The organism is Pseudomonas sp. SCT (assembly GCF_003864275.1).
In the GTDB taxonomy this organism is placed as follows: Bacteria; Pseudomonadota; Gammaproteobacteria; order Pseudomonadales; family Pseudomonadaceae; genus Stutzerimonas; species Stutzerimonas stutzeri_AE.
Genome location: NZ_BDJA01000002.1, coordinates 661,041 through 683,839, shown reverse-complemented (window position 1 = coordinate 683,839; position 22,799 = coordinate 661,041). Strand labels below are relative to the sequence as shown.

Below are 22,799 nucleotides of genomic sequence, written 5' to 3'. Positions count from 1 at the left end.
GAAGCGGATTACAACTTACTGCGCGTGCGCATTGATGTAATCGATGGCTTCCTGAACGGTGGTGATCTTCTCAGCCTGCTCGTCCGGGATCTCGGTCTCGAATTCCTCTTCCAGAGCCATCACCAGCTCAACGGTGTCAAGAGAGTCGGCACCCAGGTCTTCGACGAAGGAAGCGCTGTTGGTTACTTCCTCTTCTTTAACGCCAAGTTGCTCGGCAACGATTTTCTTGACGCGTTCTTCGATGGTGCTCATACCTTGTTTTCACTCCTATGGAAAAATCAGGCAGCTGGTTTGCGCGGTAGTGTATAGAAAGCGTTTTCCGCATTTCAAGCTGGAAGCAGGCAAGCATGATACCGCCTTCAACCATCTGTCTATAAACCAGCTGATGTTTTATAGCTAATTTAAAGACAGCCCTAAGACTGTCCTCCTTCGCCGGGTGTCACATCAACTCATGTACATGCCGCCGTTCACCGGAACAGTAGCCCCGGTGACATAGGCAGCGCCGTCCGAAGCGAGAAACGCAACGACCTTGGCAATTTCTTCGGCCTGACCGAGACGTCCCAGGGGAATCTGCCCCAGGAGCGCATCACGTTGGGCTTCCGGCAACTCGCGAGTCATATCGGTATCGATGAAACCAGGCGCCACGGAATTCACCGTGATACCGCGCGAACCGACCTCACGAGCCAATGCACGACTGAAACCCTCCAGACCGGCCTTGGCTGCCGCGTAGTTTACCTGTCCGGCGTTGCCCATGGCACCAACCACCGAACCGATATTGATGATTCGCCCCCAGCGGGCCTTGGTCATGCCGCGCAGCACGGCCTTGGACAGACGATACAGGCTACTCAGATTGGTATTAATGACGTCGTGCCACTCGTCATCCTTCATGCGCAGCATCAGATTGTCGCGGGTGATACCAGCATTGTTGACCAGAATTGCGGGCTGCCCGAGATGCTGCTGAATGTGTTCCAGAGTACTGCTGACCGACTCGTCATTGCCGACGTCCAGCACCAGGCCGGCACCTTCGACACCGTTTTCCTTAAGAGTCTCGGCGATACGCTCGGCGCCAGAAGAAGTGGTAGCAGTGCCGATCACGATTGCGCCCTGGCGCCCGAGCTCAAGGGCAATGGCCTGGCCGATACCGCGACTCGCACCTGTAACCAGCGCCACCTTACCTTGCAGATTCATAGCATTCTCCTTGTTCAAGCCAGTGCCGCACGAGCGGCCGCAAAGGCCTCGGGGGTATCGAGATTGTAAGTATTGATGCCCTTGACGCAGCGCTTGTTAAGGCCCGAAAGGACCTTGCCGGGACCACATTCGACCAAGGAAGTCACGCCACGCTCGCCCAGGGCCACCATCGATTCGACCCAGCGCACCGGACTGTACAGCTGCGCCAGCAGATCGCGCTTGAGCGCATCCAGATCCGCCACCACGGCCGCGCTGACGTTCTGCACCAGCGGAATCTGCGGCGCCTGCCAGGCAATCGCCTCCACCGAGGCGGCAAAACGCTCTGCGGCTGGACGCATCAGATCACAATGGGACGGAACACTCACCGGCAGCGCCATTGCACGCTTGGCGCCTTTCGCCTTACATGCTTCGATTGCACGCTCTACGGCTGCAGCACTTCCTGCAATCACGACTTGGCCGGGAGCGTTGAAATTGACAGCGCTGACCACGTCACCCTGCGACGCCTCGGCACACGCCGCCAGCACATCTGCATCGTCCAGCCCGAGAATGGCGGCCATACCACCCTGCCCTGCCGGTACGGCCTGCTGCATCAACTGACCACGCAGCTCAACCAGTTTGACTGCATCGGCGAACGGAAGACTGCCGGCGGCCACCAACGCTGAATACTCTCCGAGGCTGTGCCCCGCAACGAAGGCAGGCTGCGCACCACCTTCAGCCAGCCACAGACGCCAGATTGCAACCGAAGCCGCCAGAATCGCTGGCTGGGTCTTGTCGGTCTGATTCAGCTGCTCTTCCGGGCCGTTCTGGGTCAATGCCCAGAGATCATAGCCCAGCGCCGAGGAAGCTTCGGCAAACGTATCGACGATCACGCTCTGCTGAGCACCCAGTTCGGCCAGCATGCCAAGGGACTGAGACCCTTGACCGGGAAAGACGAAAGCAAGTGATGCGGACATGAAAACGACTCTCTTGTGGTTCTGTTCGTCTGAAGAATACGCCAGTGACAGGCGCAGCGAATTTCAGTTGGATGGCTCGCCATCAGCTGCAGTCACATCATCACCCGCAACGGAAGGACGAGCGCCACCAAGATAATGCCCCAGTCGACGCGCCAGCTGCCCGGGAAGATCATGCTCGACGTCCTCCGCCGCACGCCGAACGGCTGCTTTGAAGCCGTCCGCACCAGCACCGCCATGACTCTTGACGACGATGCCCTGCAAGCCGAGAAAACTGGCACCGTTGTATTGCGCAGGATTCAGCTCTGCGCGGAGCCGGCGTAAAAGCGGCAACGCCATAGCACCGACGATACGCGCCCCAAGTGACCGCCTGAAAAGCGCCTCAACCTTGGCGACCAGCATGCCCGCCAGCCCCTCGCTGGACTTGAGCAATACGTTGCCGACGAAGCCGTCGCAAACGACGACATCCGCCTCACCGCGATAAAGCCCATCCCCCTCGATGAAGCCCCGGTAGTTGATATCCGGCGCCTGCTGTAAAAGGACAGCTGCCTGCTTGACTTGCTGGGTACCTTTGATTTCTTCAGTGCCGACATTCAGCAGCGCAACTCTTGGCTGATCCAGCCCCAGCGACTCGGCTGCGACCACCCCCATCACCGCGAATTGGTATAGCTGGTCGGCCGGGCAGTCGACGTTCGCGCCGAGATCCAGCAACAGACAGGGGTTACCCTGCGTGGGTAGCGCTGTCACCATCGCCGGCCGGTCGATACCCGGGAGAGTCTTCAGTATCTGACGCGCCAGCGCCATAAGCGCCCCGGTATTGCCAGCACTCACACAGGCCTTCGCCTTCCCGTCGCGTACCTGCTCTAGCGCAACTCGCATTGATGAACGAGGCTTGCCGCGCAACGCCTGAGCAGGGCGCTCGTCCATGCCGATCGTTTCGGGCGCATCGACGATTTTCAGGCGCGACCGATCGATCCCTGGATGCTGGGCAACGAGCTGTTCGAGTAGAGAGGCTTGGCCGACGAGGACCAGATGCAGCGAGGAGTTTTCAACCAGGCAGGAAAGACTGGCCGGAACAATGCAGTGGGGACCGAAGTCCCCACCCATTGCATCAATCGCGATGATCGGAGCAGACAAGGATTACTCGTCAGCGCCCTTGTCGATCACCTTGCGACCACGGTAGAAACCATCCGGGGAAACGTGGTGACGCAGGTGAACTTCACCGGTGCTCTTTTCCACGGACAGAGCGTTCGGCACGAGAGCGTCATGCGAACGACGCATGTCACGGGCGGAACGGGATTTTTTGTTCTGCTGAACAGCCATTTGGATCAACTCCTAAACGTTTGGGTCACGCTTTAACTGCGCCAGTACGCTGAACGGGTTGGACCGCGTTACCTCGTCCTCACTCGGCTCAGGCTCATCTGGCCCAACCGGCGGCTGGCAAATTTCAGGGTCATGGAGTGGAACAATCGGCAGAGCGAGCAACAGCTCGTCTTCGACCAGCGCCAGCAGATCCAGAGGATCCTCTCCTACTTCCAGCACGTCATACCCTTTAGGCAGGTGCTGGCTGCTCGCCCCTTCATTCACAACGGCATAATCGCATTCACTGTGAATCGGCAGAACAACCGGCTCCAGACAGCGCTGGCAAATCATCTTGACTTCAACATCGAGCTCACTGTGGATAACCGCAGTACGCTGTTCATCACGCCCGAAAGTAAAACCGGCGCGCACCGCACCCTGATCATCTTCAAGAGGATCAGTGAGCCGCTTGAGCCGTGACAATGGCAGCTCACCGTCAAGGGTGGCCGCTCGGTCAGCGAGCTTACGCGGATCAACGTGCGGAGGTATCGGTCCTTTCAACATAAGCGCGGCATTCTAGGGACGCACCTGCGACCTGTCAAAGGAATTCCGCCCGCGTTCGCGACGCAACGCATAGAATCTTTCTACCTATATATAGGAGGGAATCATGCGCCACCTAATGCTCGCATCCAGCTCACGGTATCGTCAGGAGCTGCTATCCCGCCTACGACTGCCTTTCGACAGTTGTGCGCCGGAAATCGACGAAACCGCCCTCCCCGGCGAGACCGCAGAACACCTCGTGCGCCGACTCGCCGAGTGCAAGGCCCACGCACTATCCGATCGCTACCCAGATAGCCTGATCATCGGCTCAGATCAGGTGGCGGTACTGAATCAAGAGATAATCGGAAAACCACATACGTTCGAACGAGCCAAGCAGCAGCTGCTGGCCGCCAGTGGCGGCAGCGTCAGATTTCTTACCGGCCTAGCCCTTCTCGATAGCATGAACGGCAGATTGCAGGTGGCATGCGTGCCGTTCACCGTGCATTTTCGGTCATTGGATGAAGCGCGAATCGAGCGCTACCTGCAAACAGAACAACCCTACGATTGTGCCGGAAGCTTCAAGGCCGAGGGACTGGGCATCAGCCTGTTCCGCACCACCGAAGGCGAAGACGTCACCAGCCTGGTGGGTCTGCCACTGATTCGGCTGGTGGACATGCTTCTGAACGCAGGCATCGAAGTCCCGTGAAGCGGGCGCACTACCGCAGAGCCGGCCCCTGCAATCCCACCAGGATTGCCAGCCGCTCAGCAACACCAGCGCCCAGCTTCTTGGTGAAGCGATCGAGCGGCGACTCCTTGATCGTGAAATCGACCATCTCCGGCTCGCCAATCACTTCGCGAGCCACATGAGCAGTGCTACCCAGACCATCGATAAGCCCCAGCTCCAAGGCCTGCTCTCCGGACCAGACGAGCCCGGAGAAAAGCTCGGGATGCTGAGCATCCTGAAGACGATCACCACGCCCACGCTTGACGGCGTCAATGAACTGCTGATGAGTGGTGGCGAGCACTCCACGCCAGAACTGGCTCTCCTCGGGCTTTTCTGGCTGGAAAGGATCAAGGAACGCCTTGTGTTCTCCAGCTGTATAAACCCGGCGCTCGACTCCCAACTTGGCCATCGTATCGACGAAGCCGAAAGTGGCAGCAGTCACGCCGATCGATCCCACCAGACTGGATTTGTCCGCATAGATCTCATCCGCCGCGCTGGCAATATAATAAGCACCCGACGCACCAAGATCGGTGATCACCGCATAAACCTTGATCGCCGGATACTCACTGCGCAAACGCCGGATCTCGTCATAGATATAGCCTGACTGAACGGGACTGCCCCCAGGACTGTTGATGCGCAGCACCACACCCTTGGTGTTGGCATTTTCGAAAGCGGCCCGCAAGGCGCCGACTATATTGTCGGCACTGGCAGACTCTTCATCCGCGATCATTCCGCGCACGTTGATCACTGCCGTATGGCTTTCCTGCGCCCCCTTGCTTTTACCGAACTGCAAGGCTGGCGAAAACAAGGCCAGCGCACCAAACAGATATACAAATGTCAGCAGCTTGAAGAATATGCCCCAGCGCCTGGCGCGCCGCTGCTCCTGAACCCCCGCAAGCAGCGTCTTTTCCAGCAGCTTCCAGCTATTGCGATCTTCCTTGGATTCGTCCACCGGAGCCTTCCACTCATCCGACATTTACATGCACCTCAGTACCAGCCGCGGAGCGCAGCCAACTGCCGAGCTCCGAAAAGTGATTGATCACAGCGCGAGGCTCATGCCGCCGCAGGATATGCAGCGGTTGCGCACCATAGGCGACCGCCACACTGTCCACTCCGGCTCGCCGCGCCATCTGTAGATCGAATATCGAATCACCGACCATCAGGGCCTGCTCCGGACGAGCACCGCAATGAGCGAGAATCTCCTCAATCATCAAGGGATCAGGCTTGCTCGCCGTCTCGTCCGCGCAGCGGGTGATATCGAAGAAATCCTCCCAACCCCGCCCGGCCAAAACGCGATCCAGACCCCGCCGCCCTTTGCCGGTCGCAACCGCAAGCAAATACCCTGAATCTCGAAATTCCGACAGCGCCTTGGCCACGCCCGGATACAGCGCCGAAGGCTGAGCTTCCAGGGCAAGATAGTGTTCGCTGTAGAAATGGCGAAAATCGTCGATTAGCCCGATATCGACCCGTTCCGGGTACAGCTCTGTAATAGCCTCGGGAAGAGCCAACCCAATGATGCCTTTGACCAGGTCGTCGTCGACTTGCGGTAGCCCACAACTGCGAGCAGCAACATGTATGGACTCGACGATACGGCCAATTGAATCGACCAGCGTGCCATCCCAATCGAATATCAGGACCTGATACTTACTCACCGAGACGCTCCAGCGTTCGCGCCCACATTTCGTCGACCGGCGCCTCTAGCGACAATTCACCCCCATCCGGCAACGGAACCTTCAAGGCATATGCATGGAGGAACAAACGCTTGCCGCCCAGCTCGCGAATTTCGCGAGTGAATTCTTCGTCCCCGTACTTGCTGTCTCCCGCAATGCTGTGCCCTGCGTGGCGCGCATGCACCCGAATCTGGTGAGTGCGTCCGGTTACAGGTTTGGCCTCGACCAGCGTTGCGAACTCTCCGAAGCGACGAAGTACGCGAAACAGCGTCAGCGCCTCCTTGCCATCCTCAGTCACCTCGACCATCCGCTCACCGGAGCGCAGCGTATTCTTCAACAGCGGTGCATTGACCTGCTTCTTGGATGTCTCCCACCGCCCGCGGACGAGTGCCATGTAGCGCTTGTCGACACCATCGCCACGCAGAGCCTGATGCAAGTGCCGCAACATGCTGCGTTTCTTAGCGACCATCAGCAAGCCGGACGTATCGCGATCCAATCGATGCACCAACTCGAGTTCCTTGGCATCGGGTCGCAATTGCCGTAAGGCTTCGATAACGCCGTAGCTGAGCCCGCTGCCGCCGTGTACTGCTATGCCGGCCGGCTTGTTCAGCACGATGAGCGCCTTGTCCTCATAGACAATGGCCTTATCGAGCCTCTCCAGTAGCCCCTGAGCCAGCGGCTCAGGCTCGTCACGCTCAGCCAGCCGCAGCGGCGGCACACGCACCAGATCGCCGGCTTGCAGTTTGTACTCCGGCTTGATGCGGCCCTTGTTCACCCGTACTTCACCCTTGCGCAGGATGCGGTAGATCAGCGTCTTGGGCACGCCTTTGAGCTGGTTACGGAGAAAATTGTCGATTCGCTGGCCGGCGAGTTCCGGCGCGACCTCAAGTATTTGCACACCGGAGGTCTGGGAGGGGGTATTGGTCATCGGGGCATCATAGCAATTTTCATGGATTTGAAGCACTTAAACATTGCTGTTATAGTCGCGAACGCCGCCAAAAGCGGACAGGCCCCGGGATGCCAGCGATATCGCCAACCCGAGCCGGCAAAAAATCTGTTCTAGGACGTGAGGCCGTCCGACGGAGCTTCCCTCAAGTAGCGGTGAAGTTGCGAAACAAGCCTTGAAGACATGATGCGTGCCCCCGTTTGGGGAATCGCGATAATCGACAACCGCTCCCCGGATTCTGCGAGCGGCACCCGATTTTCAAAGTATGCGTGTTGGGTGGAGATGCACAGCATCGGATTGCGTAGCAAAGGCTTTCACAGACGCTTCATTCCGTCCGCTACCGATGCCTGATTCCTCCTCCCGAACCATTGCTTCTGTTCCGACAGTAAGCAGGAGACGTCGTCGCGACGCCGGCCCATCTGGCCGCACATCGCTGGACACTGGAGTGCCTTACAACCATTCCTGACTCACCTGACACCGACCGCGAGAGTCGTGTGTGCCGAACGCCGTTTCCGGATGCCACGGAAACCGACGGTACTACATGAAAAGAATGCTAATTAACGCAACTCAGCCTGAAGAGTTGCGTGTCGCACTGGTCGACGGCCAACGCTTGTTCGATCTGGACATCGAATCGGGCGCCCGCGAACAGAAGAAAGCCAATATCTACAAAGGCAAGATCACCCGCGTAGAGCCAAGCCTCGAAGCCGCCTTTGTCGATTTCGGCGCCGAGCGCCACGGCTTCCTCCCCCTCAAGGAAATCTCCCGCGAGTACTTCAGCAAATCGCCTGAAGGCCGCGTGAACATCAAAGACGTCCTGCGCGAAGGCCAGGAAGTCATCGTCCAGGTCGAAAAGGAAGAGCGCGGTAACAAAGGCGCCGCACTGACCACCTTCATCAGCCTCGCCGGGCGTTACCTGGTGCTGATGCCGAACAATCCGCGCGCCGGCGGCATTTCGCGCCGCATCGAAGGCGAAGAACGCAACGAACTGCGCGAAGCCCTGAATGGCCTCGATATCCCTGCCGACATGGGCCTCATCGTGCGCACCGCCGGCCTGGGCCGCTCCAGCGAAGAGCTGCAATGCGACCTCGACTATCTGCTGCAACTTTGGACCGCAGTCAAGGATGCGTCCAAGGATCGCGCCGCACCGTTCCTGATCTACCAGGAATCCAACGTCATCATCCGCGCAATCCGCGACTATCTGCGCCAGGACATCGGTGAAGTACTGATCGACAGCGTGGAGGCCCAGGACGAAGCACTGAGCTTCATCCAGCAGGTCATGCCGCAGTACGCCAGCAAGATCAAGCTGTATGAAGACTCCGTTCCGCTGTTCAACCGTTTCCAGATCGAAAGCCAGATTGAGACAGCCTTCCAGCGTGAAGTGAAGTTGCCCTCCGGCGGCTCGATCGTCATCGATCCGACCGAAGCTCTGGTGTCCATCGACATCAACTCTGCGCGCGCCACCAAGGGCGGCGATATCGAAGAAACCGCGCTGCAGACCAACCTGGAAGCGGCGGAAGAAATCGCCCGTCAGCTGCGCCTGCGCGACATCGGCGGCCTGATCGTCATCGACTTCATCGACATGACGCCAGCCAAGAACCAGCGCGCCGTTGAAGAAAAGATGCGCGAAGCGCTTGAAGCCGACCGCGCACGCATCCAGGTCGGTCGCATCTCACGCTTCGGCCTGCTGGAAATGTCCCGCCAGCGTCTGCGTCCATCCCTTGGCGAGACCAGCGGCATCGTCTGCCCGCGCTGTAATGGCCAAGGCATCATCCGCGACGTGGAATCGCTGTCGCTGGCTATTCTGCGCCTGATCGAAGAAGAAGCGCTGAAAGACCGTACCGCCGAGGTTCGCGCCCGCGTGCCGTTCCAGGTCGCCGCTTTCCTGCTCAACGAGAAGCGCAACGCGATCACCAAGATCGAACTGCGCACTCGCGCGCGCATCTTCATCCTGCCGGATGACCATCTGGAAACGCCGCACTTCGAAGTACAGCGTCTGCGTGACGACAGCCCAGAGATTCTGGCCGGCCAGGCAAGCTACGAGATGAGCCAGACCGAAGCCGAGGAAGCGCAGCCGGTCAGTTCCACTCGCACCCTTGTTCGCCAGGAAGCGGCCGTCAAGACCGCACCGCAGCGCACTGCACCAGCACCAGCAGCCGCCGCAGCTCCAGCCGAAGCACCCGCCGCCGCCCCGGCACAAGAGCCAAGTCTGTTCAAAGGCCTGATCAAATCCCTGGTCGGATTGTTCGCAGGCGAGGCGAAAGAGCCGCAAGCCGCTGCCGAAGTGGAGAAGAAGCCTGCCTCTCCCCGGCCGCAGCGCAACGACGAGCGCCGCAGTGGACGGCAGCAGAACCGCCGCCGTGATTCACGCGGTGGCCGTGACGAAGAGCGCAAGCCGCGTGAGGAGCGTCAGCCGCGCGAAGAACGGCAACCCCGCGAAGAGCGTCAGCCGCGTGATGACCGCCAGCCACGGGAAGAGCGCCAGCCACGCCCGCCGCGCGAGGAGCGCAAACCACGCGAGCAAGTTGAAGCCACCGAGGCCCAACCGCGCCGCGAGCGAGCTCCGCGTGAAGAGCGCAAGCCCCGCGAGGAGCGTAAACGCGAACTGCGTGCGCCGATTGATGAAGCACCGGTAACCGCAGCAGAAGAAGAGCAGGTTGAGCGCCAGCCCCGCGCGCCACGTGAAGAGCGCAAGCCGCGTGCCGAACAGCAGGCTGTCGCTGCCGCCGACGAGCTGCTGCAGCAAACCGAAGACGCCAACGAAGCCGAGGACGCACAAGATACAAACGAGGCTTCCGAAGGCAACGATGGCGAGCGTCCACGCCGCCGCTCTCGTGGCCAGCGTCGCCGCAGCAACCGTCGCGAGCGCCAGCGCGATGCCAACGGCAACGAGATCGACGAGGTCGACGAAAGCAACGCACCGGTCAAGACCGAGGAGATCGCTGTTGCGGCAACCGCAGCCGCGCTAGCCGCAAACACTACCGACACCGAAGCCGCACCGCAGGTCAAGCTTGCCGATGACGCCGTGATCCAGACCAGCACCGAAGGCGTCGCAACCATCGTCGAGCAGGCCGCTGTTGCAGAGGTTACTGACGAGCGCACGGCTGCCGAGGAACCTGCAGTAGTCGAAGCTGCAGTCGAGGCTCCGGTACAACCGACCGAAGTTGCAGCAGGCGAAGTTGCACCAAGCGAGGTGCCTGCCGTGCAGACCGACGTAACTCCGCAACCAGCCTCCGAGCCAGTTGTCGAGAAAACCGAAGCAGCACCGGCTGCCGCACCCGCATTGACGCCTAGCGGCCGCGCACCAAACGATCCGCGCGAAGTCCGTCGCCGTCAGCGCGAAGCCGAGCGCCTGGCCAAGGAAGCAGCTGAAGCCGAAGCCAAGGCCGCAGCCGCGCAGCCGCTGGCCAGCCCGGAAATCGTTGCTAGTGAACCGGCTGAAGAAACGCAGACCGAAGCTATTGCGCAGCCAGTAGCCAGCGATGCCCAGCCGGAGCAGGTGGTAGAGTCCGCCCCTGCTGCTGAACAACTTGCCAGCGAAGAGCCATCGGTCAGTCCGACTGTCGAGCCCACTCAGCAGGCGCAAACGCCAGTAACGGAACCAGTAGCGGAAGTAGTCGAGGAAAAACCAGAAGCACCGGTATCCGAGGAGGCACCTCAAACTGCCCCTGAGGAAAAAGCTGCTGAAGGCGACGAGCCAGATAATCGTGAGAAGCCACAAGGCTAAGCACTGATGGCAAAAAAAGGGATGCTTCGGCATCCCTTTTTTATGGGCGCGTTCCGCCTCACGCCGACACTTTATTAAGACAACCAAACCATCCGAGCCTAACTGCGCAGCTCAGCGCGCCGTCATCAGGTAAAAGGGGCCGAGTATAGAGAGCTCGCGATACGCCTTATGCAAACCGAAGGGTGCTTCACGGCGTCCCAGCGACGCCCGAACCGACCCTCACTAAAGGCATGACAAGCACAAAGATAGACCGATAAAGGTGGGCTGGGACGGCTAGAGACGCAGCGTCCTACCCTGCCATGGGGTCAGCAGCCCAGGCGAGAGCTGGGTGCGTTGTACACAGCGAAACTGCGGAGGCTGACCAGCGCGAGGGCGAGCCGAGAGCGCAGTTCAAATTACGTTCGGCTCGATTTCCAGCGCAACACCGAAACGCTCGAGGACGTCGGCCTGGATTCGCCGCGCCAGCTGCAGCAACTGCTCACCAGTGGCCCGACCGTAATTGACGAGCACCAGCGCCTGCAGTCGATGTACGCCAACATCACCCTCACGAAACCCTTTCCAACCGGATTTCTCGATCAGCCAGCCCGCCGCCAGCTTCACCTTATCGTCGCCCTGCGGATAGGCAACCAGGTCAGGATGGCGGTCGCGTAGCGCTCGCGCAACGGCAGCCGTGACCAAAGGATTCTTGAAGAAGCTACCGGCGTTGCCAAGCTGCTGCGGATCCGGCAATTTTTCACTACGGATGGCGCAAACCGCTCGACTGACATCTTGCGCGGTCGGCGCGACGAGCCCCTGCTCCGCCAGACGCTGGCGAATCGGGCCGTATTCAAGATGCAAGGCCGCTTGGCGATGCAACGCGAAGCGCACGCGCAAAATCAGGTAGCGACCCGGCTGCTGCTTGAACAGGCTGTCGCGGTAACCGAAGGCGCAATCTTCAAGGGCGAATTCGCAGAGCTCGCCCGTGTGGCTATCCAACGCGGTGAGCCCGGCGAAAACGTCCTTTATTTCGACACCATATGCACCGATGTTCTGAATCGGGGAAGCGCCAACCGTCCCTGGTATCAGACTGAGATTTTCCAGCCCGACCAAGCCCTGATCCAGCGTCCAGAGCACGAACGGATGCCACGGCTCCCCCGCTTCAGCCTCGACCAGTACCTGCTCTGTGGCCTCCTCGACGATGCGCTTTCCGCGGCTGGCGATGTGCAGCACCAGCGCCGGTACGTCACGCGTCAACAAGAGGTTGCTACCCCCGCCGATGGGCAGCAGTGGCACATCAAGCTGGCGAGCACGGGCAAGCGCATCGCGCACATCACCGTCCCCATGCGCTGCGGCGAAATACTGCGCGCGCTGATCAACGGCGAAGGTGTTGAACGACTTCAACGAACGGTTGGCTTCTATGGTGAGACTCACAGTCGACCCTTTATCTCGGCAAGCAGCGCATCGCTGGCTTCTTCGATGAGGTCCAGCACATCGTCGAAGCCGTCGGTGTCGCCGTAATAAGGATCGGGCACTACGTCGCAGCCAAGCCCGTAGCGGCGCAGCAACAGGTCGACTTCCGCCTTGGCACCGTGCTTCGGGCGCAGGGCCTGCAGCCGTGCCAGGTTGTCGTGATCCATTGCCAGGATCAGATCGAAGTGCTGGAAGTCCGCGGTGGAAACCTGGCGCGCGCGCAAAGCGTCGAGCACGTACCCGCGCCGTTTCGCCGCTTCGCACGCACGCCGGTCTGGCGCCTTGCCAACGTGCCAGTCCCCGGTTCCGGCAGAGTCGATCTCGACTCGCGGGCCAAGACCGGCCTGCTCGATCCGCTGGCGAAACACGCCCTCGGCCGTAGGCGAACGGCAGATATTGCCCATGCAGACGAACAGCACTTTCATCTCAGCCACCCAGCAGACGGCGAACCCGCTCCAGATCTTCCGCCGTATCGACCCCGGCGGGCGGCGCCTCGATGGCATCGGCGACATGGATGCGCCGCCCGTGCCAGAGCGCACGCAGCTGCTCAAGACACTCCGTGTCCTCCAGCCAGCAGGGTCCCCAGGAAACGAAGTCGGCCAGGAAGCTGGCGCGATAGGCATAGATGCCGATGTGGCGGCGATAGGGCACACCTTCGGGCAACTGACTGCGATCTGCCGCGAACGAGTCTCTCGCCCAGGGAAGCGGCGCCCGACTGAAGGTCAGCGCGAGACCGTCGACGTCCGAAAGGACTTTCACCACGTTGGGATTGAACAGCGCTTGGGCATCGGTGAGCGGCTCAGCCAGTGTCGCGATGGCAGCTTCCGGGTGCGCTGCCAGGTTTGCCGCGACCTGATCGATCACAGCCGGAGGTATCAGCGGCTCATCGCCCTGTACGTTGACCACAATGGCATCGCCTGGCAGCCCGAGCTGTTCGGCAACCTCGGCGAGTCGATCGGTTCCGGAGTTGTGATCGGCACGGGTCAGTACGACCTGCGCACCGAATGCCGAACAGGCCTCGACGATGCGCGAGTCATCGGTGGCGACCACGACACGCTGAGCGCCGCTCTTGCTGGCCTGCTCCCACACATGTCGGATCATCGGTTTGCCAGCGATATCCTGCAACGGCTTGCCTGGCAGACGAGTCGATGCATAGCGCGCGGGAATCACGACGGTGTAAGCAATGCTCATTTGTCCAGGCGCTCGTCCACGTCCAGGGTGCGGGCTTCGCTCTCGAGCATCACCGGGATGCCGTCACGCACCGGAAAGGCCAGAGCATCGGCCTTGCAGATCAGTTCCAACTTATCATCGGTCAGCTTCAGCGGCCCCTTGCATAGCGGGCAAGCCAGAATATCGAGCAATTTGGTATCCATGCGCAGTCCTTGAAAGCGTTCGACTGCGATGGCAGTGCGAGCGGCTTAAGTGTGATCGGGCAGTAAACGCGTCAACTGACCGTCGAACCAGGTAACAAAGGCAGCTGAGGGCACAGCCTGCACCTGCAGATACGACCAGCCTGGCGGGGCGAAAGCCCGGCATTTCACCGCATCCTTTTCGGTCATCACCAGTGGCAGGTCAGGGCTGAATTTCAGCTGCTCTGAACTGTAGGCTGCGTGATCCGAGAAGGCATGTGGAATCGGTCGCCAGTGTAGCGTTTCGAGCGTGGTGAAGAAACGCTGCGGGTTACCGATCCCGGCCACTGCATGCAGTTGCTGCCCGGCAGGGAAATGATCCAAGGGCCAGCGCTCGTCAGAGATCAGTTCGACCAGCGCGACAGGCTGAAGACTGAACCCATAGCCTGCGGTCGAGTCTGCCTTGGCACCATTGAGCAGAACCGCGTCCACGCTCTCCAGGCGCTCGGCCGGCTCACGCAAAGGCCCAGCCGGCAGGCAGCGCCCATTGCCCAGCCCACGCGCGGCATCGATCAGTACCAACTCGAGGTCACGGGCCAGGCGATAGTGTTGCAGCCCATCGTCAGAAAGAATCAGGTCGAGGGTCTCCGCTTCCAACAAGCTACGTATGGCGCGAGATCGATCCGGGTCGATAACCAGCGGCACGCCGGTACGCTGGACGATCAACAGCGGTTCGTCGCCAGCGTCTTGCGCCAAGTCTTCCGCGCGAACCCGCCAAGGCAACGATGGTGGCGTCGCACCGTAACCCCGACTGACGACGCCGACGCGAAGACCACGGCTTCGGCAGTGTTCGATGAGCCAAAGGATCAAGGGTGTCTTGCCGGTTCCGCCGACCGTGATGTTGCCCACCACGACGACGGGCACCGGAGCCCGATAGGTAGCGCTTTCGCCCTTGAGGAAACGCCGCCGCTTGGCCTCGACCACGCGGCGGTAGAGCAACTCCAGCGGAGCGAGCAAACGCAGGGCAGGATGCCCTTGGTACCACGCGCGTTGCAGGCGATCGGCGAATGACATCAGGGCGACGCCTGCGCCTCGACAGTGGTGATGCGCAGCTGGCCGAAACCCAGCTTGCCAGCGGCGTCCATGGCCGTTATGACCGCCTGGTGCGGCGTCTTGCCATCGGCACTGATGATCATCGGCATCCGATTGTCGCCGCCGGATTCCTTGCTCAAGGCTGCCATCAGGGAGTTGAGGTCATTTTTCAACAGCGCCTTGCCGTTGAGCGAATAATTGCCTGCCACATCGATCAGCACTTCCAGCTGGCGCACCTCGGCATCCTGCGGCGGGGTGCCGCTGGCCGCTTCCGGAAGATCGACCTTGAGCTGCGTTTCACGGGTGAAGGTAGTGGTGACCACGAAGAACAACAGCAGGATGAACACCACGTCGATCAGCGGCGCCAGCCCAATCTCCACGTTCTCACGAGGTTTGCGACGGAATTTCACGCCTTGTCCTCACCCAGATCGACATCACGGTCGCCCTGCACCACTTCCACCAGCTTGATTGCCTCCTGCTCCATTCCGACGACCAGTTCGTCAACGCGACGCTGCAGGAAGCGATGGAAGAACAACGCGGGAATACCAACCATCAGGCCAGCGGCTGTGGTGATCAGCGCCTTGGCGATACCGCCGGCGAGCAGCGGCGCGTTGGCCATGCCAGAGCCCATGAAGGCGCTAAAGATCTCGATCATGCCCAGCACCGTTCCCAGCAGACCAAGCAAGGGCGCGATGCCGGCAATGGTGCCAAGGGCGTTGAGGTAGCGCTCCAGGTCGTGAACGACGCGCGCGGCCGCCTCCTCGATGCACTCCTTCATGATCTCGCGACCACGCTTGGAGTTGCTGAGGCCGGCGGCGAGAATCTCACCCAACGGGGAATCGGCGCGCAGCTCCTTGAGCTTCTGGTTGCTGAGTTTCTTGTCCTTGATCCACTTCCAGACCTGGCCAAGCAGGTGCGGAGGTGTGACGCGACTCGGGCGCAACGTCCACAGGCGTTCGGCGATGATGCCGGCCGCTGCGATGGAACACAGGATGATTGGCAGCATTATCCAGCCGCCTGCTTTGACCAGCTCCCACACGAGATGAATCCCCCTCGAAAAAGTGGCGCCACTCTAGCATAGGGTCGCAGGGTCGCCGACGGCCGCCGTTCTCATTTTTCCCGCCAGAATCGGCGTTCCGCACGCTGCGCCTCGGCCGCCGAGAAATCGCCCAGATCGATTCGAATTGCGCCATGCAGGGCGGTGTCGTAGGTACCGACCCCGAGAGCCGCGAGACGCGTGGTCACGCTTGGATGAGGATGCCCGAAGGCATTGTGAAAGCTACGGGAGATCAACGCCGTAGTCGGTTCCACCGCACGTAGAAACGACTCCGACGAGGAGCTGCGACTGCCATGATGCGGCAGCAGCAACCATTGTGCCTGCACTTCCGTCCCACTGCGTAGCAACGCCTGCTCCGCGGCCTGCTCTATGTCGCCCGTCAGCAAGAGGCGTTCACCGTTGGCTTCGACCAGCAGAACACATGACAGCTGATTACTGTCCCGCGCGGCCTGCCATTGCCAAAGGGTGAAGCGCACACCGTTCCACTGCCACTGCGCACCACTCTCACACGGCTCTGCATTCAGACCATCCGCATGTCGTTGCGGCTCTCCGCTAATGATCCGCGCAACCGGCATCAGGTGCTGAACAGCCTGGGCACCGCCTGAATGATCATTGTCGGCATGGCTGAGGAGCAGCATATCCAACCGACTCACAGCCAGGCTTCGTATAGACGGAAAGACGACCCGTTCACCGGCATCGAAGTCGCCCTGCCGCGGACCGGCATCGTAGAGCAGCGCGTGCTCTCGCGTGCGCACCAGCACCGACAATCCCTGCCCCACGTCCAGCACCCACACCTGCGCACGGCCCTCCGGCACCTCCATGCGCGGCGGGAACGCCAAGGGCAACAGCAGCATCACTCCCAACGCGCGCAGTGGGATGCCGGCAGGCATCAGCAACAGCAAAACGCCCAGTCCGATCATCAAGAACACCCAGCAGGGTAAGCCAACGGCAAACCAGGCTGGTCGCCAGGACGCGATGAGGCCCAGCAGCTCGAACAGCAGAGCCAGAGAGCCGCCCACCAGCCACAAAATCGCTTCACCTACGCCCCCCAGCGGCAGCAGGATCGTGCCGAGCAGCGCAAAGGGAACCGTCAGGCTTACCCAGGGCACCGCGATCAAGTTGGCCAGCGGACTGCTGGCGCTGACCGGTAGCCCCAGCGCCAGCAACAAAGGAAGCAGGCCTAGGGTCGCGGCCCATTGGGCCCGTAGCAGCGTCTTCCACCAAATCCACCGGCCAAGTCTGCCAGCGAAGGCCAGCGCCAGCACCGCAACCGCTCCGAACGATAGCCAAAACCCTGGCTGCAGCGTCACCAGCGGATCGATCAGCAGAACACCATTGAGCGCAAGCAGCAGCGGCTGCCAGACGCCCAGATGCCGGAAACGCAAGCGCCAGAGCAACACCACCGCAACCATGAAGCAGGCACGGCGAACCGGAACGTCAAAGCCTGCGAGCCATCCGTAAGAAAGGGCGCCAGCAAGCGCCAGCCCGCACGCGCAAGGTAGCCATGGCCAGGGCCGCGGCCAGACGCCCAACCTCGCCAGCAAGGCGACCAATCCATACAGTAACCCCGCGAGCATGCCGATATGCTGTCCGGAGATGACCATCAGGTGCACGGTGCCGGTGTCCTGCAGCACCTGCCAATCGCTGCGGCTCAAACCTGAGTCATCTCCCACCACCAGCGCGGCAATCGCGCCCTGCCGATCGAACGCCGGAACATCCATCAGGCGCGCCCGCAGCCGGTCACGCCAGCCGTCGGTGGCAGCCGAAGCCGAGAGACGCTCCCCAGCCTTGACGGTGCCGGTGGCGCCAATACCACGCGCCAGCAGCCAGGCTTCGTAGTCGAACGATTGTGGGTTGACCAGGCCGCGCGGACGCTTCAACCGTACCGCCAGCCGCCAACGCTCACCGGCCCGCAGTTGCGGGCCGCCGTACCAGGAAAGGCGAACCTTAGAAGGCAACCCGACATGCCGCGACTCGATATCGGCGAGCTCGAAGCGCACCACCTCGCCAATCGCAGCAGGCAGGTCGACCACCCGCCCTTCGATCCAGAACGTGCGGCCATCCATCGCTACAGGCAGGCGGTCAGCAAGGGCGTTCTGGCTTTGATAACAGGCCCAGCCCAAACCAAGGAGGAACAAGCCAAACGGGAACCAGCTCCTGCGCATAAGCATCAGCGCGCCTACCGCGGCAAATGCTGCGCAGATCCAACTCGCAGGCAGAGCTGGCAGAAAGCGAGGGAGAACAAGGCCGGCGGCAAGCGCCAGCATCCATGTGCGCATGATTCAGACTCCTGGAATCCATTCCGGGACCGCTGTTTGCGGATGGTCAATTTGTCGCAGGCGTAGACCTAATGTCACAAAACTACTGTCAGCGTCGCACTGCGATTCGAGGCATAATCGCCGGGCTGCTGCCTGCCAGAGAACCTTCATGCCGCGTCGTTTTTTCAAACGCTACATGCCGCACCCTGATCGCATCAAGACTAACAAGTCGCTGCGCTTTCTCGGCGCGCTGATTCACGATCCCAATCTCTGGCATCTCAATCGGCACTCGGTAGCGCGCGCCATGGCGATCGGTTTGTTCTGGGCAATGATTCCGATGCCGCTGCAGATGCTCGCCGCAGCCTTGTGTGCATTGCCTGCGAGAGCGAACCTGCCGATCGCGGTGGGGTTGGTCTGGCTGACCAATCCACTGACCATGCCACCGGTGTTCTACTGCAACTACAAGGTCGGGACCTGGCTGCTCGACACGCCGGCCAACAACATGCCCGCCGAGTTGAGCTTGGCCTGGGTACGCCACATGCTGGAACACAACTGGCAGCCACTGTATCTCGGGTCCCTTGTCACCGGGATCATTCTCGCGATTCTCGGTTACGCCTTCACCCAAGCCTACTGGCGTTGGTGGGTTGGTCGCAGCTGGCGCCGGCGGCAGAACGGCCGCCGGTAGGGGAATTACTCGTAGCGCAACGCCTCGGCTGGCTGAGTCTGCGCCGCACGCCATGCCGGATAGAGGGTGGCAAGAAAGCTCAGGCTCAATGCCGCTACCGATACCAGCACCACATCCTCCAGACGCAACTCCGATGGCAGGGTGCTGATGAAGTAAACGTCCGAACTGAAGATATGCTGGCCGGAGACTTTTTCCAGCCAGTTAACCAGTTCGCTGACATTCAACGCACCCAGTACGCCGAGGACGACGCCAATCACGGTGCCGCTGAATCCGATGATACTGCCCTGCACCATGAAGATCGCCATGATCTGCCGCGGCGTTGCGCCCAGGGTGCGCAGGATAGCGATATCGGCGCGCTTGTCGGCTACCACCATGATCAGCGTTGCGATGATGTTGAAGGCCGCCACCGCGACGATCAGCATCAGCAACAAGCCGATCATGGTCTTTTCCATTTTCATCGCGCTGAACAAGCTGCCTTGGGTGTACGACCAGTCTTCCACTCGGTAACCGTCGCCTAGCGTGGCGCCAACCTGCGCAGCCACTTCCGGTGCACGATACAGATCGCTCAACTTGAGCCGCACGCCCTGGACCTGCTCCGGTGCCCATCGATGGATCTGTGCGGCGTCGGCGCGATGGATCATCCCCAGACTGCCGTCCAGATCGGCTCCGACCTTGAACACACCGACGACATTCAGACGCTGCATACGCGGCGTCACGCCTCCGGGTGTCGAACTGACTTCCGGCACGATCAACGTCAGTTTGTCGCCCAGCTTCAGCCCGAACCGCCGGGCTGTCATCAGGCCGATGATCACACCGAACTCGCCTGGCTTCAGCTGATCAAGGCTGCCACCGACCAGTCGCTCGCCCACGATGGATACCTGCGCTTCGGCCTGCGGGTCGATGCCGCTGATCTGGATCGGCTGCATGCTGCCCTTGAATGACAACATGCCCTCGAGCTGCGTAACCGGCGCCATACCGACGATCTGTGGATGCTCCGACAGACGCGCCGCGACTGCCTGCCAATCATCCAGCGGCTGATCGCCGATCACGGTGGCGTGCGGCACCATGCCGAGGATCCGCGCGCTCATTTCACGCTGGAACCCGTTCATGACCGACAACACCATGATCATTGCCAGCACGCCCAGCGCCAGGCCGATCAGCGAAGTCAGCGAGATGAACGAGATGAAATGGTTGCGTCGCTTGGCCCGCGTATAGCGGCTGCCAATGAAGACACTCAGGGGCCTGAACATCATTCAGCCACCAGGCGTCCGTCTTCCAGACGCAGGATCTGGTCCATCTGTGCGGCCAGTTGGCGGTCATGGGTAACCACCAGAAAGGCGGTCTGCAGGGAATTGCTGAGTTCGAGCATCAGGTCCTGGATACCTTGCGCGGTGTGGTGGTCGAGGTTGCCGGTCGGCTCGTCGAGCAATACCAGGGCGGGCTCGTTTACCAATGCCCGGGCAATGGCCACACGCTGACGCTCACCACCGGACAGTTCGGCCGGTTTGTGCTCGAGGCGATGGCCGAGGCCGACCCGAGTGAGCAAGGCGGCTGCCTTCTGACGTGCTTCAGGAATCGGCGTACGGCCGATCAACAACGGCATGCAGACGTTTTCCAACGCCGTGAACTCTGCGAGCAGATGGTGGAACTGATAGACGAAACCCAGGGCCCGGTTACGCAATAGCCCACGGTCCTTCTCGTTGAGGGCCGAAAGCTCTTCGCCGGCCAGCCAGACGCTGCCCTCGCTGGGCGTGTCCAGGCCGCCAAGCAGATTCAGCAGCGTGCTCTTGCCCGAGCCGGAGCTGCCGACGATAGCCACGCGCTGCCCTGGAAACAGCTCCAGCTGAAGTCCGGACAGCACCTCCACCGATTCCGGGCCTTGCTCATAGCGTTTGCCGAGATTGCGGCAGCTCAGCACCGCGTGCTTTTGCGAAGACTCGTTCATAACCTGTTCACTCATAACGTAGCGCCTCAGCCGGCTGGGTGCGCGCGGCGCGCCAGGCCGGGTAAAGAGTCGCGAGGAAGCTAAGGACCAGCGCGGCAACACAGACCTGAATGACATCGGCAGCCATCAGCTGTGAAGGCAGATAGTCAATGAAATAGACATCCGCACTGAGAAACTTGTGGCCGATCAGCCGCTCCAGGGCAGCGATCCAGCTGCTGACATTGACCGCCGCGAACATACCCAGCAGCGCGCCAACCAAGGTGCCGACGACGCCGATCACCGTACCCTGCACCATGAAGATCGCCATGATCTGCTGCGGCGTCGCCCCCAGCGTACGGAGGATTGCGATATCCCCACGCTTGTCGGTCACCACCATCACCAGCGTCGAAATGATGTTGAACGCCGCCACCGCCACGATCAGCAGCAGCAACAGTCCGATCATGGCCTTCTCCATGCGGATCGCCTGGTAAAGGTTGCCGTGGGTACGGGTCCAGTCACGGGAATAGAAATCATCGCCGAGCTGACCGGCCAGCTCCCAGGCAATCCGCGGCGCCTGGAACAGGTCGTCGAAACGCAGACGCAGGCCTTGCACCTGGTCCGGCTGCCAACGCTGCAGGCGCGCCATGTCGGCGATGTTCGCCAGCGCGACATAGCCGTCAATCTCACCTGCGCCAACATGGAAGATGCCAGTCACAGTGAAACGCTTCATGCGCGGGAACATGCCTGCCGGAGTCACAGTGACCTCGGGCGCGACGAAGGTGATCTTGTCGCCTACGCCAACCCCGAGCTTGGCGGCGGCCTTGTCGCCGATGACGATGCCGAAATCACCAGCGGCCAGGTCATCCAGCGAACCTTCGCGGAAGAACTGATCGATGATCGAGACCTGCCGTTCGGCCTTGGGGTCCACGGCATTGATCAAGATTTTGGTGACTTGCCCCTGATGCGTCAGCAGCCCCTGGCTCTGAATGAAAGGTGCACTGGCAGAGACCTGCGGATGGCCTTCGAGGCGCGCACCCAGCGACTGCCAGTCGTTGATCGGCGTCGGGCTTTCGATGGTCGCGTGCGGCACCATGCCGAGCACACGGGTGCGCATCTCGTGATCGAAGCCATTCATCACCGACAGCACCACGATCATTACCAGCACACCAAGCGCGAGGCCGATCATGGACGTCAGGGAGATAAAGGAGACGAAGAGGCTACGACGTCTGGCGCGGGTGTAACGCGCACCGATGTATACGGACAGCGGTCTGAACATAAATCGACGGGTTCGCTGGCGGGAAAAACAACATGCAGCTGACGCAACCACGGGGCCTGATACACTCTGGCCATTACTGCTATCCGGGTACCGCCATGCCGACACAAGACACTGAAGAACGCCGCGAATACTACCGTATCGAGGATCGTGTGGCACTGGAAATCATGCCGGCAAACCCGGACCACACCGAGGCTACCGAGCCTCTGCCAGCGCTTTTCAGCCTGCTCGGCGAACTGCACCAGCTCGATTTCGAAGCACAGCATTTGTTGCGTCAGATTGCCGAAAGCAACCGAACGCTGGCCAATTACCTGAAGGTGCAGAACAAACGAATCGAACTGCTGGGCCAGGCCCTGGCGCAAGACCTGCTGAAAGATCAAGGCGCTCCGCAACCGGTGGTGCTTTCCGAAGGCGGCATCAGCTTCGCCTGCGACCAGCCACAGGCAGAAGGAACGGTTCTTACGCTCAAGCTGGTTCTGCTGCCACAAGGGCTCGGTCTGCTGCTTGCGGCTCGCGTCATCTACTGCACGACCATGGAGGACGGACGCTATGACATCGGTACCGAGTTCGAAGCGTTGACTGATGCACAGCGGCAGCTGCTTGCACGGCATATCCTGCAGAAACAGGCGCTGGAGCGGCGTCTGGCCCTGGAAAGCCTGCAAGGAGATTGA

The 22,799-nt window shown here is 60.9% G+C and carries 24 protein-coding genes; 4 read left to right on the top strand and 20 right to left on the bottom strand.

Annotated elements, in window-relative coordinates; all coding sequences use genetic code 11:
- Window positions 1-15: 15 nt before the first annotated feature.
- From acpP to BHD08_RS07755, 6 genes are all read right to left on the bottom strand, one after another.
- Window positions 16-252 (bottom strand): acyl carrier protein, encoded by a 237-nt coding sequence (gene acpP, locus BHD08_RS07780; protein WP_003283670.1) that lies wholly within the window; start codon window positions 250-252, stop codon window positions 16-18.
- Window positions 253-444: 192 nt separating this feature from the next.
- On the bottom strand, window positions 445-1,188 hold the full coding sequence (fabG, locus tag BHD08_RS07775) for a 3-oxoacyl-ACP reductase FabG (RefSeq protein ID WP_125021366.1): 744 nt from the start codon (window positions 1,186-1,188) through the stop codon (window positions 445-447).
- A gap of 14 nt (window positions 1,189-1,202) precedes the next feature.
- Window positions 1,203-2,141 carry an ACP S-malonyltransferase gene (gene fabD, locus BHD08_RS07770; RefSeq protein ID WP_125021365.1) on the bottom strand — a complete coding sequence of 313 codons (939 nt, stop codon included), beginning with the start codon at window positions 2,139-2,141 and terminating at the stop codon, window positions 1,203-1,205.
- Between the two features lie 63 nt (window positions 2,142-2,204).
- On the bottom strand, window positions 2,205-3,275 hold the full coding sequence (gene plsX / locus BHD08_RS07765) for a phosphate acyltransferase PlsX (RefSeq protein ID WP_125021364.1): 1,071 nt from the start codon (window positions 3,273-3,275) through the stop codon (window positions 2,205-2,207).
- Window positions 3,276-3,278: 3 nt separating this feature from the next.
- On the bottom strand, window positions 3,279-3,461 hold the full coding sequence (rpmF, locus tag BHD08_RS07760; RefSeq protein ID WP_003283674.1) for a 50S ribosomal protein L32: 183 nt from the start codon (window positions 3,459-3,461) through the stop codon (window positions 3,279-3,281).
- Between the two features lie 12 nt (window positions 3,462-3,473).
- On the bottom strand, window positions 3,474-4,001 hold the full coding sequence (locus tag BHD08_RS07755) for a YceD family protein (RefSeq protein WP_125021363.1): 528 nt from the start codon (window positions 3,999-4,001) through the stop codon (window positions 3,474-3,476).
- Between the two features lie 103 nt (window positions 4,002-4,104).
- On the opposite strand from BHD08_RS07755, the gene BHD08_RS07750 reads away from it, so the two are divergent.
- Window positions 4,105-4,683 (top strand): nucleoside triphosphate pyrophosphatase, encoded by a 579-nt coding sequence (locus tag BHD08_RS07750; protein ID WP_125021362.1) that lies wholly within the window; start codon window positions 4,105-4,107, stop codon window positions 4,681-4,683.
- Window positions 4,684-4,693: 10 nt separating this feature from the next.
- Here the strand turns inward: BHD08_RS07750 and BHD08_RS07745 are convergent, their stop codons facing one another.
- The 3 genes from BHD08_RS07745 to rluC are packed head-to-tail and all read right to left on the bottom strand — an operon-like array spanning window position 4,694 to window position 7,299.
- Complete coding sequence (locus tag BHD08_RS07745) at window positions 4,694-5,677, bottom strand: S49 family peptidase (protein ID WP_106158277.1); 984 nt, start codon at window positions 5,675-5,677, stop codon at window positions 4,694-4,696.
- Entirely contained in the window at window positions 5,667-6,353 is a 687-nt protein-coding gene (locus tag BHD08_RS07740; RefSeq protein ID WP_125021361.1) for an HAD-IA family hydrolase, read from the bottom strand. Before BHD08_RS07740 ends, BHD08_RS07745 begins: the two co-directional genes overlap by 11 nt.
- Entirely contained in the window at window positions 6,346-7,299 is a 954-nt protein-coding gene (gene rluC, locus BHD08_RS07735) for a 23S rRNA pseudouridine(955/2504/2580) synthase RluC (protein WP_125021360.1), read from the bottom strand. The genes BHD08_RS07740 and rluC overlap by 8 nt, the downstream gene beginning before the upstream one ends.
- A gap of 559 nt (window positions 7,300-7,858) precedes the next feature.
- On the opposite strand from rluC, the gene rne reads away from it, so the two are divergent.
- On the top strand, window positions 7,859-11,041 hold the full coding sequence (rne, locus tag BHD08_RS07725; protein WP_015276534.1) for a ribonuclease E: 3,183 nt from the start codon (window positions 7,859-7,861) through the stop codon (window positions 11,039-11,041).
- 390 nt (window positions 11,042-11,431) lie between these two features.
- Here the strand turns inward: rne and murB are convergent, their stop codons facing one another.
- The 8 genes from murB to BHD08_RS07685 all read right to left on the bottom strand — a co-directional run bounded on the left by murB (window position 11,432) and on the right by BHD08_RS07685 (window position 18,267).
- Window positions 11,432-12,451 carry a UDP-N-acetylmuramate dehydrogenase gene (gene murB / locus BHD08_RS07720; protein ID WP_015276533.1) on the bottom strand — a complete coding sequence of 340 codons (1,020 nt, stop codon included), beginning with the start codon at window positions 12,449-12,451 and terminating at the stop codon, window positions 11,432-11,434.
- Window positions 12,448-12,915, bottom strand: coding sequence for a low molecular weight protein-tyrosine-phosphatase (locus tag BHD08_RS07715; protein WP_125021358.1), 468 nt, complete (start codon window positions 12,913-12,915; stop codon window positions 12,448-12,450). Before BHD08_RS07715 ends, murB begins: the two co-directional genes overlap by 4 nt.
- A gap of 1 nt (window position 12,916) precedes the next feature.
- Complete coding sequence (gene kdsB, locus BHD08_RS07710) at window positions 12,917-13,681, bottom strand: 3-deoxy-manno-octulosonate cytidylyltransferase (RefSeq protein ID WP_015276531.1); 765 nt, start codon at window positions 13,679-13,681, stop codon at window positions 12,917-12,919.
- Window positions 13,678-13,863, bottom strand: coding sequence for a Trm112 family protein (locus BHD08_RS07705; RefSeq protein WP_125021357.1), 186 nt, complete (start codon window positions 13,861-13,863; stop codon window positions 13,678-13,680). The genes kdsB and BHD08_RS07705 overlap by 4 nt, the downstream gene beginning before the upstream one ends.
- Window positions 13,864-13,908: 45 nt before the next feature.
- A complete protein-coding gene (lpxK, locus tag BHD08_RS07700; protein ID WP_125021356.1) occupies window positions 13,909-14,913 on the bottom strand; it encodes a tetraacyldisaccharide 4'-kinase in 1,005 nt (334 codons plus the stop codon).
- Window positions 14,913-15,341, bottom strand: coding sequence for a biopolymer transporter ExbD (locus tag BHD08_RS07695; RefSeq protein WP_015276529.1), 429 nt, complete (start codon window positions 15,339-15,341; stop codon window positions 14,913-14,915). The genes lpxK and BHD08_RS07695 overlap by 1 nt, the downstream gene beginning before the upstream one ends.
- Complete coding sequence (locus tag BHD08_RS07690; RefSeq protein ID WP_015276528.1) at window positions 15,338-15,970, bottom strand: MotA/TolQ/ExbB proton channel family protein; 633 nt, start codon at window positions 15,968-15,970, stop codon at window positions 15,338-15,340. Before BHD08_RS07690 ends, BHD08_RS07695 begins: the two co-directional genes overlap by 4 nt.
- A gap of 71 nt (window positions 15,971-16,041) precedes the next feature.
- Complete coding sequence (locus BHD08_RS07685; protein ID WP_125021355.1) at window positions 16,042-18,267, bottom strand: DNA internalization-related competence protein ComEC/Rec2; 2,226 nt, start codon at window positions 18,265-18,267, stop codon at window positions 16,042-16,044.
- A 148-nt stretch (window positions 18,268-18,415) separates the two neighbouring features.
- Between BHD08_RS07685 and BHD08_RS07680 the strand changes: the two genes are divergently transcribed.
- Window positions 18,416-18,931 carry a DUF2062 domain-containing protein gene (locus tag BHD08_RS07680; RefSeq protein WP_015276526.1) on the top strand — a complete coding sequence of 172 codons (516 nt, stop codon included), beginning with the start codon at window positions 18,416-18,418 and terminating at the stop codon, window positions 18,929-18,931.
- Window positions 18,932-18,936: 5 nt separating this feature from the next.
- Here BHD08_RS07680 and BHD08_RS07675 read toward each other — a convergent pair whose 3' ends face one another.
- The 3 genes from BHD08_RS07675 to BHD08_RS07665 are packed head-to-tail and all read right to left on the bottom strand — an operon-like array spanning window position 18,937 to window position 22,131.
- Window positions 18,937-20,181, bottom strand: a complete 1,245-nt coding sequence (locus tag BHD08_RS07675) for a lipoprotein-releasing ABC transporter permease subunit (RefSeq protein ID WP_125021517.1) — start codon at window positions 20,179-20,181, stop codon at window positions 18,937-18,939.
- Entirely contained in the window at window positions 20,181-20,876 is a 696-nt protein-coding gene (lolD, locus tag BHD08_RS07670) for a lipoprotein-releasing ABC transporter ATP-binding protein LolD (RefSeq protein WP_041756548.1), read from the bottom strand. Before lolD ends, BHD08_RS07675 begins: the two co-directional genes overlap by 1 nt.
- Before the next feature lie 7 nt (window positions 20,877-20,883).
- Window positions 20,884-22,131: a lipoprotein-releasing ABC transporter permease subunit gene (locus BHD08_RS07665; protein WP_015276523.1), complete on the bottom strand. Its 1,248-nt coding sequence runs from the start codon at window positions 22,129-22,131 to the stop codon at window positions 20,884-20,886.
- 32 nt (window positions 22,132-22,163) lie between these two features.
- Here BHD08_RS07665 and BHD08_RS07660 point away from each other — a divergent pair, with 32 nt between their 5' ends.
- On the top strand, window positions 22,164-22,799 hold the full coding sequence (locus BHD08_RS07660; RefSeq protein WP_125021354.1) for a PilZ domain-containing protein: 636 nt from the start codon (window positions 22,164-22,166) through the stop codon (window positions 22,797-22,799).